This is a genomic window from Streptomyces sp. NPDC020958, from assembly GCF_055562175.1.
The window spans coordinates 155,741-169,718 of record NZ_JBVHFU010000013.1 but is presented as its reverse complement, the minus strand read 5'-3'; the positions used below and the strand labels follow the sequence as shown (position 1 = coordinate 169,718).

At 72.3% G+C, this 13,978-nt stretch carries 10 protein-coding genes; 4 read left to right on the top strand and 6 right to left on the bottom strand.

What is annotated here, in order from left to right; all coding sequences use genetic code 11:
- Window positions 1-8 precede the first annotated feature (8 nt).
- A complete protein-coding gene (locus ACZ3KP_RS30930) occupies window positions 9-1,013 on the bottom strand; it encodes a carbohydrate ABC transporter permease (protein ID WP_467503411.1) in 1,005 nt (334 codons plus the stop codon).
- A 101-nt stretch (window positions 1,014-1,114) separates the two neighbouring features.
- The gene (locus ACZ3KP_RS30925; RefSeq protein WP_467503409.1) at window positions 1,115-2,389 is read right to left on the bottom strand and encodes an extracellular solute-binding protein; all 1,275 of its coding nucleotides are present in this window, start codon (window positions 2,387-2,389) and stop codon (window positions 1,115-1,117) included.
- A gap of 383 nt (window positions 2,390-2,772) precedes the next feature.
- Between ACZ3KP_RS30925 and ACZ3KP_RS30920 the strand changes: the two genes are divergently transcribed.
- A complete protein-coding gene (locus ACZ3KP_RS30920; protein WP_358970341.1) occupies window positions 2,773-3,810 on the top strand; it encodes a LacI family DNA-binding transcriptional regulator in 1,038 nt (345 codons plus the stop codon).
- Between the two features lie 107 nt (window positions 3,811-3,917).
- Window positions 3,918-4,859, top strand: coding sequence for a phosphatase PAP2 family protein (locus ACZ3KP_RS30915; protein WP_467503407.1), 942 nt, complete (start codon window positions 3,918-3,920; stop codon window positions 4,857-4,859).
- 243 nt (window positions 4,860-5,102) lie between these two features.
- Here the strand turns inward: ACZ3KP_RS30915 and ACZ3KP_RS30910 are convergent, their stop codons facing one another.
- Both ACZ3KP_RS30910 and ACZ3KP_RS30905 read right to left on the bottom strand, forming a co-directional pair.
- A complete protein-coding gene (locus ACZ3KP_RS30910; RefSeq protein WP_467503405.1) occupies window positions 5,103-6,677 on the bottom strand; it encodes an amidohydrolase in 1,575 nt (524 codons plus the stop codon).
- Window positions 6,678-6,706: 29 nt separating this feature from the next.
- The gene (locus ACZ3KP_RS30905) at window positions 6,707-8,167 is read right to left on the bottom strand and encodes an APC family permease (RefSeq protein ID WP_467503403.1); all 1,461 of its coding nucleotides are present in this window, start codon (window positions 8,165-8,167) and stop codon (window positions 6,707-6,709) included.
- Between the two features lie 178 nt (window positions 8,168-8,345).
- Here ACZ3KP_RS30905 and ACZ3KP_RS30900 point away from each other — a divergent pair, with 178 nt between their 5' ends.
- Entirely contained in the window at window positions 8,346-8,957 is a 612-nt protein-coding gene (locus ACZ3KP_RS30900; protein ID WP_467503401.1) for a TetR/AcrR family transcriptional regulator, read from the top strand.
- A 26-nt stretch (window positions 8,958-8,983) separates the two neighbouring features.
- On the opposite strand, the gene ACZ3KP_RS30895 is transcribed toward ACZ3KP_RS30900, so the two are convergent.
- Together ACZ3KP_RS30895 and ACZ3KP_RS30890 are read right to left on the bottom strand one after the other, a co-directional pair.
- Window positions 8,984-11,977 (bottom strand): bifunctional [glutamine synthetase] adenylyltransferase/[glutamine synthetase]-adenylyl-L-tyrosine phosphorylase, encoded by a 2,994-nt coding sequence (locus ACZ3KP_RS30895; protein WP_467503399.1) that lies wholly within the window; start codon window positions 11,975-11,977, stop codon window positions 8,984-8,986.
- A gap of 40 nt (window positions 11,978-12,017) precedes the next feature.
- Window positions 12,018-12,944, bottom strand: a complete 927-nt coding sequence (locus ACZ3KP_RS30890; RefSeq protein ID WP_467503398.1) for a DUF72 domain-containing protein — start codon at window positions 12,942-12,944, stop codon at window positions 12,018-12,020.
- A 161-nt stretch (window positions 12,945-13,105) separates the two neighbouring features.
- Here ACZ3KP_RS30890 and ACZ3KP_RS30885 point away from each other — a divergent pair, with 161 nt between their 5' ends.
- A complete protein-coding gene (locus tag ACZ3KP_RS30885) occupies window positions 13,106-13,978 on the top strand; it encodes an alkaline phosphatase family protein (protein ID WP_360564057.1) in 873 nt (290 codons plus the stop codon).

The following is a 13,978-nucleotide window of genomic DNA, read 5'->3' as shown; positions in this document are numbered from 1 at the left end:
CTCCTGCCTCAGATCGCGAGCTGCTGGTCGTTGCGGTTGAGCCAGCGGCGGTAGAAGGAGGTGAAGACGATCAGGATGGCCAGCAGCAGCATGCCGTAGGCGGCGGACTGGGCGAAGTCGCGCGGCTGCTGTCCGAAGCCGAGGAAGTAGGCCCAGGTGACCAGGATCTGGGCGTCGGGGGCGGTGTTGCCGAACAACAGGAAGATGACGGCGAACTGGTTGAACGTCCAGATGATGCCGAGCAGGACGACCGTGGAGCTGACGGACCTCAGGCCCGGCAGGGTGACGTACCGGAAGCGCTGCCAGGCGCTCGCGCCGTCCATCTCGGCGGCCTCGTACAGCGTGCCGTCGATGGCCTGGAGGCCGCCGAGCAGCGAGAGCATCATGAACGGCACCCCGCACCAGGTGTTGACCAGGATCGCCGCGGCCCGCTGCCAGAACGTGTCCTCCAGCCAGTCGGGCTGCGGCAGGTGGAGGAAGTGCAGGGCACTGTTGACGATGCCGCCGTCGGCGAGCATGAACCGCCAGCCGAAGACGGTGACGAAGGTGGGGACCGCCCAGGGGAGCACCAGGACCATGCGGTAGAAGGTGCGGCCGCGGAACTTCTCGTTCAGGAGCAGGGCGAGGCCCAGGCCGATCGTGTAGTGCAGGGTGACGCAGAGCGCGGTCCACACGATCGTCCACAGGAAGTGGGACCAGAAGCGGTCGTAGGACGTCGGGCCGAACAGGATGTCCTTGTAGTTGTCCAGGCCGACGAACTTGTAGGTGGCGTCGATGTGGTTGACGCCGATGGTGCGGGCGGTGTTGAGGCTGTTGGCGTCGGTGAGCGTCAGGTAGAAGCCGTACACCAAGGGGTAGATGACGAGCGCCCCGAGCACGACGGCCACGGGGGCGACCATCACGTACGCGTACCAGTACTTCTGGTAGCTGTTCTTCAGCCGCTGGCCCAGCCCTGGGCGGGGCGCGCGGTCACCGTGGCGCTGGCCGGTCGCGCGGTCGATGGCGACTGTCATGGGTTCGACACCTTCTGGTTCTTCCGGGATCGGGCTGGGCACAGGCCGGCGGCCGCCGGAGCACTCCCCCCTGAACAGGGCGCTCCGGCGGCCACGCGGGCTTACTTGCTGAAGTCGGGGACGAGCTTCTCGATCCCGAGTTCGGCGGTGCTCAGGCCCTTGTCCAGGGACTCCTTGCCGCCGGCGACCTTGGTCAGCTCGGTGCCGACCGGGCCCCACAGGGAGGAGTACTCGGGGAGCGCGGGGCGCGGCTGGGCGGAGGAGAGGACGGCCTGGTAGCCGGCGATGCCCGGGTCGGCCTTGACCTCGGCGGTGTAGGCGTCGGCGCGGGTCGGCAGGGTGGAGTTCTTCAGGGCGATCTCCGTCTGGGTCTTCGCGGAGGTCATGAAGGCGACGAACTTCTGGGCCGCTGCCTGGTGGGCCTTGTCGATGCCCGCGTAGATGGAGAGGTTGTGGCCGCCGGTCGGGGCGCCCGCCTTGCCGGTGGAGCCGGCCGGGACGGTGGCGATGCCGAGGTTGGACTTGTCGCCGAAGGCGGAGCCCTTGTAGAAGTTGGTGATCTCCCAGGGGCCCTCGATGGTCATGGCGACCTTGCCGTTGACGAAGGCGTCCTGGCGGTGGGCGTAGGCGTCGGCGGTGGTGTCCGCCTTGTGCAGGCCCTTGCCGGAGTAGAGGTCCAGCCAGGTCTGGTAGCCCTTCTTGGCCGCCGCCGAGGTGATGGTGATCTTCTTGGCGGAGGCGTCGACCATGTCGGTGCCCTCGCCGTAGAGGAACGGCTGCGTGTAGTACGCGGCCTCGGGGCCCCAGTAGCCGGTGGTCCCGGTCTTGTCCTGGATCTTGGCGGCGTCGGCCTTGACCTGGTCCCAGCTGGTGGGGGCCGCGGTGATGCCGGCCTTCTTCAGCAGGGCCTTGTTGTATACGAGGGCCAGGGTGTCGGTGACCAGCGGGACGCCGTAGGTCTTGCCCTCGTACTGGGCCTGGGTGATCAGGCTGGACTGGAACTTGTCCTTGTCGGCGAGGGCGGCGGTGCCGTCCAGCGGCAGGAAGTAGCCGGCCTTGGCGAAGGCGGGGGTCCAGCCGACCTCGGAGCGCAGCACGTCGGGGGCGCCCTTGCCGGACTGGGCGGCCGTGTCGAACTTGTTCTGCGCCTGGTCGAACTGGACGTCGACGTAGTTGACCTTGATGTCCTTGTTCGCGGCTTCGAACTGCTTGACCAAGGCCTTGTAGGTCGGCGACTCGTTGGTGGCGTTGGAGGTGTCCCACCAGGTGATGGTGACCGGGCCGTCCGACTTGCTGTCGCTTCCGCTCCCGCCGCACGCCGTCGCCGTGAGGGCGAGGGACGCCACCAGCGCGGAGGCCGCTATGCCACGCCGCATGAGTTCTCCTTGAGGGTTAAGCCCGAGTGATGCGGGGGCGGTCCCGTCCGCCGTCCCGCTGTCGTGCCGACTGCGCCGTTGCTGCGGCGGCCGGGCGTCAGGGAACGTAACAGCGATGTAAGCCTTGCGAAAGACCTTGCAGCAAAAAAGTGCAAGAGATCTCCGAAGTTATCCGGGCGTGACCTGTCGGCGACCGCCATGAGACGCTTGTTTACGGCGGTAGAGCGGTAAGGCGGCCACTTGTGCAAGACTCTGCAAGCTCTTGCCGTCACGTTTCAGTAGGGAGTGCGATGACGCAGCAGCCCAGGACGGGCCGCCCCCCAGGCCGCATCAGGCGCCCGATCGGTGTGCAAGGGGACATACGGCCGGTACAGTCCAGTGCCGTGACCACACGGCTTGCCGACATCGCAGCGCAGGCGGGGGTGAGCGAGGCGACGGTGAGCCGGGTCCTGAACGGGAAGCCGGGCGTCGCCGCCACCACCCGCCAGTCCGTGCTCGCCGCCCTGGACGTCCTCGGCTACGAGCGTCCGGTACGGCTGCGCCAGCGCAGCGAGGGCCTGGTGGGCCTGATCACCCCCGAGTTGGAGAACCCGATATTCCCGGCCCTGGCCCAGGTCATCGGGCAGGCGCTGACCAGGCAGGGCTACACCCCCGTGCTCGCCACCCAGACCCCCGGCGGGTCCACGGAGGACGAGCTGACCGAGATGCTGGTGGACCGCGGGGTCGCCGGCATCATCTACGTCTCGGGGCTGCACGCGGACACCACCGCCGACATGCAGCGCTACGAGCGGCTGCGGGCGCAGGGCGTGCCGTACGTCCTGGTGGACGGTTTCTCGCCGAAGGTGCAGGCGCCGTTCATCTCCCCCGACGACCGGGCCGCGATGACGCTCGCCGTCACCCACCTCGTCTCCCTGGGCCACACCCGGATCGGCCTCGCCCTCGGCCCGAAGCGGTTCGTGCCCGTGCAGCGCAAGATCGACGGCTTCGTACGGGCGGTGCAGGACCAGTTGGGGCTGGGCGCGGAGGAGGTCGAGAGGGATCTCGTCCAGCACTCGCTGTACACCCTGGAAGGCGGTCAGGCGGCCGCCACGGCGCTGATCGAGCGCTCCTGCACGGCGATCGTCTGCGCCAGCGACATGATGGCCCTCGGGGCGATACGGGCGGTCCGCCAGCGTGGCCTCGACGTCCCCCGGGACGTCTCCGTCGTCGGCTTCGACGACTCCCCGCTGATCGCGTTCACCGACCCGCCCCTCACCACCATCCGCAAGCCGGTCCCCGCGATGGGGCAGGCGGCGGTGCGCACGCTGCTGGAGGAGATCGGCGGTACGCCCGCCCCGCACAGCGAGTTCGTCTTCATGCCGGAACTGGTGGTACGGGGGTCCACCGCGTCGGCTCCGGGGGAGCGCGCCCACCGGGCCTGACCGGGTTCCGATACCTGCGCAGTAGTCGCCACGCCGTAGAACATGCGTCGTGCACCCGACCTTGGGATGATCTGTCGAAGACGTCTTTTCTGGCAGACTCTGTGCCTATGAGTGACTCGACCGTGACACAGCCGGAAGGTCGCGAACAACAGACCCTTCCGCGGACCGTCACGAGCGAGGGCGGGCGGCGTCTCCTCGGGAGACTGCGCAGTCCGCGGCGGCCCCGGCTCTGGTTCGAGATCCTGCTGATCGCGGTGAGTTACTGGACGTACTCGCTGATCCGCAACGCGGTACCGGAGCAGAAGGCGCAGGCCCTGCGGAACGCCGACTGGATCTGGCGTACCGAGCACCGGCTGGGCGTCGCCGTCGAGGAGTCGGTCAACCATGCCGTGAACTCGGTGACTTGGCTGATCATCGGCATGAACTACTACTACGCGACGTTGCACTTCGTGGTGACGCTCGGGGTGCTGGTGTGGCTCTTCCGCAGCCATCCCGGCCGGTACGCGGCGGCCCGCCTCGCGCTCTTCGCGACGACGGGGGTGGCCCTGCTCGGCTACTACCTGTTCCCGCTCGCCCCGCCCCGGCTCATGAACGGCGGCCGCTTCGTCGACACGGTGACCGTCCACCACACCTGGGGTTCGATGGCCTCGGGCGACCTGAAGCACATGTCGAACCAGTACGCCGCGATGCCGTCCATGCACATCGGCTGGTCCCTGTGGTGCGGCCTGACGATCTTCGCCCTGGCATCGGTGCCGTGGGTGCGGGTCCTGGGTCTGCTCTACCCGGCGGCGACGTTGCTGGTGATCGTGTCCACGGCCAACCACTTCTGGCTGGACGCGGTGGGCGGAGCCCTCTGTCTGGCCTTCGGCTTCACCCTGTCCCGCGGCTGGTACGGCGTGTGGCCCTACAGCCTGCCCCGAAGCCCGGCCGGTACGGCACCCCCGGGATCCACCGTCGTGGCCGAGCACCGTCGCGCCGGCGAGAAGGAGACCGGCGAGGGAACCGGCGGTCCGCAATCAGCCGGAACCCGAAACCACCCACCCGGGTGAAACCGCGGGCCACACCCCCGCAGACTCTCCCGACCCCCGCCCCTACCGACCACCGCCCCTCCGACCGCCGGCCTTCCGACGGCCGGCCCCTCGGACCATCGCCCCTTCGACCGCCGCCACGGCGCTCAGCCGAAACGGCGGCAACCGGCGGTGCCAGAGTCCGCCCAGCCCACCAACCCAAACCAACCCCCGCCCCCAACCCACCACCACGGCGCGCAGCCGAGACGGAGCCGCTGCTGTGGCTCACTTGTACCGGTGCGCCACGTGTCCGCCGGTCACCGTCAGGCGTACCGGTGCCTCGGTGAGTTCGTCCGGTGGGGCTGTCAGGGGGTCCAGGGCGAGTGCGGTCAGGTCGGCTCGGTAGCCCGGTGTGATGCGGCCCGCGGTCCGCGTCTCCCCGGCCGCGCGCGCCGCGTGGGTCGTGCAGCCCTCCAGGGCCTCCAGGGCCGTCAGCCCCGCCCGTGCCGACGCCGCTCCGCGGGGCGCGCGGGCGGTCGCGATGACCACCCGTGCGTCGTAGTGGGCGATCGGCCAGTCCGAGCCGAGGGCGACCGTCGCCCCCGCGTCACGCAGGTCGCGCAGCCGCCAGGCGTGCCCGGCGCGGGCGGCGCCCAGCCGGCGGGACCACTCGTCGGTGCCGTCGGCCCGGGTGTACGCGGTGTGCGGCGGCTGCATGGACGCGGCCACCCCCAGCTCCGCGAACCGGGGCAGCAGGTCGTCCGGCGCCGTCTCGATGTGCTCGATGCGGTGCCGGCCCGCCGCGCCCGCCCCCAGCCCCGCCACCACGTCCAGGACGTGCCGTACCGCGGCGTCCCCGATCGCGTGCGTGGCCGTGCGCACCCCGGCCGCGTGCAGGTGCCGTACGGCGGCCGCGTAGGCGTCCGGGTCGGGCCAGAAGGCCGCCGTCCCCTGCCCGTGGCAGTCCGCGTGGTCCAGCCAGGCGGTCCCCCCTTCCACGGTGCCGTCCATGAAGAACTTCACCCCGCCGACCGTCCAGTGCCGGCCGCCCCGTCCCTGGGCCGCGACCAGTTCCGCCAGCCCCGCCTCGTCGACGCCCGGCATGCACCAGGGCGCGAAGCGCAGCCGCAACGGCAGGACGGTCTCCTCGGCCACCGCCCCGACCAGCTCGGCGTCCCCCGCGTCCATGACGTGCGCCCCGGTCAGCCCGGTCGCGGCCATGGCGGCCAGCAGCTCCACGAGCCTCCGCCGGCGGACCGCGTGGGACAGCCGGGGCATCACCCGCTCGACCAGCTGCATCGCCGCGTGCTCGATCAGGTGCCCGGTGGGGCGGCCGTCGGCGTCGCACACGATCCGTGACCGCTGCTCGAAGGCCCGCGCACCCGTCACCCCCGCCGCGGTCAGCGCCGCGCCGGTGGCGAGCGCCGAGTGCCCGTCGTACAGCCGCAGGAAGGCGGGTGCGCCGCCGAGTACGTCCTCGACGAGCGCGCGGTCCACCGGTCGTCCCTCGAACGCGTTGTGGTCGAGGCCGAAGCCGATCACCCAGCCGTCGACGCGGTCGGCCCCGGCGAGCGCCGCCCGCAGGGCCGCCAGGCCGGTGACCCCCGACAGGTCGGCGCCGGCCGCCATGTCCAGGCCCCACACGGGGTGGCTGTGCGCGTCCACCAGCCCCGGCACCAGATGGGCGCCGCCCAGGTCCACGACCTCGGTGCCGGGCCCCCGCCAGTCGGGCACGTCCCGTTCGTCGCCGACGGCGGCGATCAGTCCGTCGCGTACGGCGACGGCGGTGGCGTGGGGCCGGGCGGGGTCGAGGGTGCGGACCTCGGCACCGGTGAGGACCAGGTCGGGGGCGGTGGTCATGGCGGGGCGGGCTCCTTGGCTCGGTACGGTCATTCGGTGGCGTCGGCGGGCTCGGCCGCGAAGTCCGCGTACACGGCGGGCCGTTCGCGGCGCAGCCACCACGCGAGGCCGAGACCGGCGACGAAGACGGCGGGCGCGATCAGGATCAGCAGGGTGTTGACCGTGTCCGACGCGCCGGTGAACAGGTCGATGTGGGTGATGACCAGGCCTATGGCGGTGGCGAGCAGGACGGCGGCGACGGTCGGGGCGAGCACGGTGCGCACCACGCCCTCCTGGTGCCGGACCCGCCGGAAGTAGCAGGGCACGGCGATCGCGGCGAGCAGCTGGAGCACGAACAGGCCGATCATCCCGGGGGTGTTGACCCACAGCAGCAGCTGGTCGTACGGGTCGGCGCCGGCCGCCCAGAAGCCGACCACGACCACCAGGCCGACCACGGTCTGGGCGATGCCGGCCAGGTACGGGGAGCGGTGGCGGGGGTGGATCGTGCCCAGCCGTCCCGGCAGCACGCCCTCCTCGGCGAGCGCCAGGGCGTACCGGTTGATCGCGTTGTGGAAGGCGAGGAGGGAGGCGATGATGCTGGTGACGATGAAGACGTGCATCAGGTCGGCCGCCCAGCCGCCGGCGTAGCGGGTGATGGCGCTGAAGAAGAGGCCGCCGGGGTCCTTGGCGGCGGCCGCGACGACGTCCCGGTCGCCGAAGGCCTGGATGACGATCCACACCATGAAGGCGTAGAAGAGGCCGAGGAACGCGACGGCCACGTAGGTGGCGCGCGGCACGGTGCGCTCGGGGTCGCGGGCCTCGCGCCGGTAGATGACCGTGGACTCGAAGCCGGTGAAGGCGGCGAAGGCGAAGGCGAGGACGACGGCCGTGCCGGAGACGAAGACGTGGTCCGGGGCGAAGGAGGCGGCCGACAGTCCGTGCGCGCCGCCCTTGACCAGCACCCCGCCCGCGAGCAGGACGAGGATCCCGGTCTCGGCGACCAGCAGCACGCCCAGCACCTTGGCGCCGAACTCGATGGACCGGTAGCCGCCGTAGCCGATGAGGAGCAGTCCGGCGAGGGCGATCGGCAGCCAGGGGACGTCGACGCCGAAGAGGGCCTCGGCGGTGTCCCGGCCGGCGCTGCCGAGCAGGCCGTAGACGCCGATCTCCATGCCGTTGTAGCCGATCAGCGCGAGCAGGGCGGCGCCGATGCCGACGGGGCGGCCGAGGCCGCGGGTGATGTAGGCGTAGAAGGCGCCGCCGCTCCTGATGTGCCGGCTCATGGTGGTGAAGCCGACGGCGAAGACGGCGAGGGTGATGCCGGCGACGAGGTAGCCGGCCGGGGCCCCGATGCCGCCGAGCAGGACGGCGAGGGGGGCGACGCCGGCCATCACGGTGAGCGGGGCGGCGGCGGAGATGACGAAGAAGGCGATGTCGGCGGTGCCGAGCGAGCCGGAGCGGAGGGTCGCCGTGGCGGGCGGCGTGGTCTCCTCGCGAGCGGTGACGGACATGGAGGGGAGCCCTTCGAGCGCAGCGGACGGGAGGGTTCCGGGCGTGCGGGGTGACCGGCGCTACCGGGGCAGGGGCTGCCCCGGACCCGTAAATCTAAAGCCTTTCGGTTTTGGCAATGTAGCCTCCTCCTGGACATCCGGGAAGACCCGTTTCACACCTTCGGGGGAGGACACACCGATGGGACGGCCGCGCACCCCGCTCCTCGACCGGGAGCGGATCACCACGACCGCATTGCAACTCGTGGACGAGCAGGGCGATTTCAGCGTCCCGGCGATCGCGAAGCGGCTCGGCACGCAGACCGGCTCGCTGTATCACCATGTGGAGGGCCGGGACGGCATCGTCGAACTGCTGCGGGAACGCGTCGCCTCCGCGATCGACCCGTCGACCCTGGACCTGGCCCCCTGGGACGCCGCCCTGGAGTCATGGGCCCGCTCCTACCGGGCCGCGTTCGCCGCGCACCCGCGGGCGATCCCGCTCCTGATGACGTCACCGGTGCGCGCGCCCCGGGTCCTGGAGCAGTACGAGCGCGCGGTCACGGTGCTGCTGGCGGCGGGCTTCGCCGCGGCGGACGTGATGCCGCTGCTGATCGCCGTGGAGAACCTGGTCCTCGGTTCGGCGCTGGACCTGTCGGCCCCGGAGGCGATGTGGGAACTGACGGCCCGGACCCCCACCCCGCACCTGGCGCAGGCACTGGCGGCGGTGGGCGACGGCCGCGCGGACCGGGCCTTCGAGGTGGGTCTGACGGGCCTCATGAACCACGCGAGAGCGTTGCTCGCGGCGCCCCGTTGAGGGCGCGGGGCTCCCCCTGAGCCCGCCTACGCCCCGTAGAAGAGCTCCTCCACGACCGCCCGAGCCCTGCGCGCCGTCCGCCGGTACGCGTCCAGCATGTCCCCCGCGTGCCCGTCGCCGTACCCCAGGTACCGCCCGACCGCGGCCAGCTCCCGGCTCTCGGTGGGAAACGTGTCCCCCGCCCGCCCCCGCACCAGCATCACGGCGTTGCGCACCCGCGTCGCCAGCACCCACGCCTCGTCCAGGATCCCGGCCTCCTCGGTCCCCAGCAGCCCCGCCGCCTCCGCCGCGGCCAGCGCCGCCCGGGTCCGGGTGGTCCGCAGCCCCGGCTCGGCCCAGCCGTGCCGCAGTTGCAGCAGCTGCACGGTCCACTCGACGTCGGACAGTCCGCCCGGCCCCAGCTTGGTGTGCAGCTTCGGGTCGGCGCCGCGCGGCAGCCGCTCGGACTCCATGCGTGCCTTCAGCCGCCGGATCTCGCGGACCGCGTCCTCGCCGAGCCCCCGCGCCGGATACCGCAGCGGGTCGATCAGCTCGACGAACCGACGCCCCAGCTCCTCGTCCCCGGCGACGGGCTCGGCGCGCAGCAGGGCCTGCGACTCCCACACCAGCGACCACCGGCGGTAGTACGCCTCGTAGGACTTCAGCGTGCGCACCAGCGGCCCGGACTTGCCCTCGGGGCGCAGGTCCGCGTCGATGAGCAACGGCGGGTCGGCGCTGGGGATCTGGAGCAGCCTGCGCATCTCGGCGACGACCTTGTTGGCGGCGTCGGCGGCCTCCCGTTCGTCCACGCCCTCCTGCGGTTCGTGCACGAAGACGACGTCCGCGTCGGAGCCGTAGCCGAGTTCGTGGCCGCCGAAGCGGCCCATGCCGATCATGGCGAACCTGGTGGGCAGGGTGTCGCCCCAGCCGTCGCGGACGACCGCGCGCAGGGTGCCGGCGAGGGTGGCCGCGGTCAGGTCGGAGACGGCCGCGCCGACCCGGTCGACCAGGGCGCCCTGATCGGCCTCGGCGGGCTTGGTCTCGGTGCCGTAGGAGTCGACGATGTCGGCGGCGGCCGTACGGAACAGCTCCCGGCGGCGCACCCCGCGCGCGGCCCGCACGCCGTCCTCGGCGTTGTCGGCGCGGCCGGCGGCGGCCAGGATCTCCTGCTCCAGCGGGCCCCGGCCGCGCGGCTCCAGGCCGCCCCCGTCGCCGTCGCCGAGCAGGGCCACCGCCTCCGGGGCGCGCATCAGCAGGTCGGGGGCGAGGCGGCCGGCGGAGAGCACGCGCGCGAGGTTCTCCGCGGCGGCCCCCTCGTCCCTCAGGAGCCGCAGGTACCAGGGGGTCTTGCCGAGCGCGTCGGAGACCTTGCGGAAGTTCAGCAGGCCCGCGTCCGGGTCGGCGGAGTCGGCGAACCAGCCCAGCAGGACGGGCAGCAGGGTGCGCTGGATGGCGGCCTTGCGGGTGACGCCGGAGGCGAGCGCCTCCAGGTGGCGCAGGGCGGCGGCCGGGTCGGTGTAGCCGAGCGCCACCAGGCGTTCCCGGGCCGCCTCGGCACTCAGCCTGGTCTCGCCGGGCGCGAGTTGGGCGACGGCGTCGAGCAGCGGGCGGTAGAAGAGCTTCTCGTGCAGGCGCCGTACGACGCCCGCGTGCCGCTTCCACTCGCGGGTCAGCTCGGTCACCGGGTCGGTGCGCAGGCCGAGCGAGCGGCCGAGGCGGCGCAGGTCGGCCTCGCCCTCGGGGACCAGGTGGGTGCGGCGCAGCCGGTAGAGCTGGATGCGGTGCTCCATGGAGCGCAGGAAGCGGTAGGCCTCGTCGAGGCGGGCGGCGTCCTCGCGGCCGACGTAGCCGCCGGACGCGAGGGCGTGGAGCGCGTCCAGGGTGGTGCCGGAGCGCAGCGAGGCGTCCGCCCTGCCGTGCACCAATTGCAGGAGCTGGACGGCGAATTCGACGTCGCGGAGGCCGCCGGGACCGAGTTTCAGCTCGCGGTCGATCTCGGCGGCGGGGATGTTCTCCACCACCCGTCGGCGCATCTTCTGCACGTCGGTGACGAAGTTCTCGCGCTCGGCGGCCTTCCAGACCAGGGGTTCGAGCGCGGCGACGTACTCCGCGCCGAGGTCGAGGTCGCCGGCGACCGGGCGGGCCTTGAGCAGGGCCTGGAACTCCCAGGTCTTGGCCCAGCGTTGGTAGTAGGCGAGGTGGCTGCTGAGGGTGCGGACGAGGGGTCCGTTGCGGCCCTCGGGGCGGAGGTTGGCGTCGACGGGCCAGATGGAGCCCTCCACCGTCGTCTCCGAGCAGATCCGCATCAGGTGCGAGGCCAGCTTGGTGGCGGAGCGCAGCGCCTTGGCCTCGTCGGTCTCGCCCGTGGCCTCGCCGACGAAGATGACGTCGACGTCGGAGACGTAGTTCAGTTCGTGGCCGCCGCACTTGCCCATGGCGATCACCGCGAGCCGGCAGCGGGCGGCGTCCTCGGGCGCGGCGCTCTCGGCGAGCGCGAGGGCGGCGCGCAGGGTGGCGGTGGCGAGGTCGGCGAGCTCGGCGGCGGTCTCGGCGACGTCGGTGGTGCCGCAGACGTCGCGGGCGGCGATGGACAGCAGGCAGCGCCGGTAGGCGACCCGGAGCGAGACGGGATCGCCGGCCTCGGCGAGGCCGCGTTCGAACTCGGCGACGCCGGGGTGCAGGTCACGGGGCTCGTAGGTGACCAGGGCCTCCCAGTCGCGGGGGTGCCGGGCGAGGTGGTCGGCGAGGGCGGCGGAGGCGCCGAGGACACCCAGCAGGCGGTCCCGCAGCGGCTTGGCGGCTATCAGGGTGTCGAGCAGCTCACGGCGGGCGGTGGGCCCCGGCTGGGCCTCCAGGAGCCGTACCAGGCCGTGCAGGGCGAGGTCCGGGTCGGCGGTGGCGCCGAGGGCTTCGAGGAGCACCGGGTCGTCGCGTACGGCGGCCAGCTCGGCGCTGTCCAGCAGCCGCTCGGCGGCCGAGGCATCGGTGAAGCCGTGCCGCAGCAGTCGCGTGAAGGTACTGCTCCTGCGCCCCGGCGTCATCTGCGGCCTCCCCTGGGATCACGGTCCTGGTCAGACGAGACTAACCGGAGCGGCCCGGACCGGCCTCGGGCGCGCGGTCGGTGAGACGGGCCGACGGCGTGGCGGACGGGACGTGGCGCTGGTGCGGCAGGTGCGGGGCGAGCAGTTCCGTCATCGTCCGGGCCGCCTGCGCGGCGCTGTCCGCGCAGCAGTTGTTGAACAGGACGTGGACCTCTTCGGCCTGCTCGGCCAGGGTGCGCAGGCGCGGCAGCCACTCGGTGAGCTCGGGGACGGTGTAGGCGTGGCGGAAGCGGTCCTCCTTGCTGCCGGTGCCCCACAGGGGGCTGCGTCCGTGGAAGCGGACGACCGCCAGGCGGGGGGTGGTGACCTGGGCCGTCGGAGGGAGGGAGCCGGGCAGTCCCCGGGCGGTGTCCACGGCGACGGCGGTGGCGTCCAGGTCCCGCAGGAAGGCCGTCGTACGCGCGCTGCGCCACCAGTCGGGGTGGCGGAACTCCACGGCGAACGGCCAGTCGCGGGCGCGTTCCCTGGCGGCCCTGACGGCGGCCTCCGCGTCGGGGCCGGGGGCCAGGGACGGCGGATACTGGAAGAGGAGGGTGCCCAGGCGGCCGGAGCCGCGCAGCGGGTCGACGGCCTCGGCGTAGCGGGCCCAGACCTCCGCGCGCAGGCCTTCGTCGCGGGGGCGGCCGCGCAGGTCGGCGGGGAGGGCGGCCGGGCGGGTGGGGTGGCCGGTGAGGAGGGAGAACGCCTTGACGTCGAAGCGGAAGCCGTCCGGGGTGCGGTCCGCCCAGAGCCGGGTGGTGCGGGCGGCCGGGAGGGCGTAGTACGGGGAGTCGGCCTCCACGACCGGGAACCGGCCGGCGTAGTGCCGCAGCCGGCCCTCCGGGTCGCGCCGGCCGGGCGGGTACCAGCCGCTCGTCACCAGAGCCCGGTCGGTCCAGCCGCAGGTGCCCACGAGGATGCGTGCCATGGGGCGCACGTACCCGGCGTTCACCGGCTCTTCACCCCCGGGGTCGAATCCCGTGAGACGTGGGAGTCTTGGCGTGTGCATGCTCTGTCCGCACCGCCAGCCCTGCAACTCCGTCCTCTCCCCCGGAGGTTGATGTGTCCGGCAGTTCCGCACGTTCGGCGATGCTTCGCCGCGCCCGTACGGCGGTGGCCTCGGCGACCGCCTTCACCGCGGCCGCGATCGGCCTGTGGACCGGGCTCGGCGGCACGTCCGCGCACGCCGCGAGTGCCGTACCGACCCCGGACCACGTGATCGTCGTGGTCTTCGAGAACCACGCCTACAGCCAGGTCATCGGCTCCTCCAGCGCCCCGTACATCAACTCGCTGGCCACCGGCGGCGCCAACCTGACCCAGATGTACGCCGAGACCCACCCCAGCCAGCCCAACTACTACGCCCTGTTCTCCGGCTCCACCCAGGGCATCACCGACGACAGCTGCGTGAAGCCCGGCTTCTCCTCGGCCGCCAACCTGGCCTCCGAGCAGCTCGCGGCCGGCCGCACCTGGGCCAGCTACAACGAGAGCCTGCCGAGCCAGGGTTCGACCACGTGCAGCAGCGGCAACTACGCGCAGAAGCACAACCCGTGGTTCGGTTTCAGCAACGTGCCGACGTCGACCGCGAAGACGTTCGCCCAGTTCCCGACCGACTACTCCACCCTCCCCCAGCTGTCCTTCGTCACCCCCAACCTGTGCAGCGACATGCACGACTGCTCGGTGTCCACCGGTGACACCTGGCTGAAGAACAACCTGGGCGCGTACGCGACCTGGGCCAAGACCCACAACAGCCTGCTCGTCGTCACCATGGACGAGGACAACCGCCTGGCCGGCAACCGCATCCCGACCGTCCTGTACGGCCAGCCGGTCACCCCGGGCTCGACCTCGTCCACCACGTACGACCACTACGACCTGCTGCGCACCCTGGAGGACGGCCAGGGCCTGTCCGCGCACGCGGGCAACGCGGCGTCCTCCTCCGACATCACCGGGATCTGGGCGTCCTGA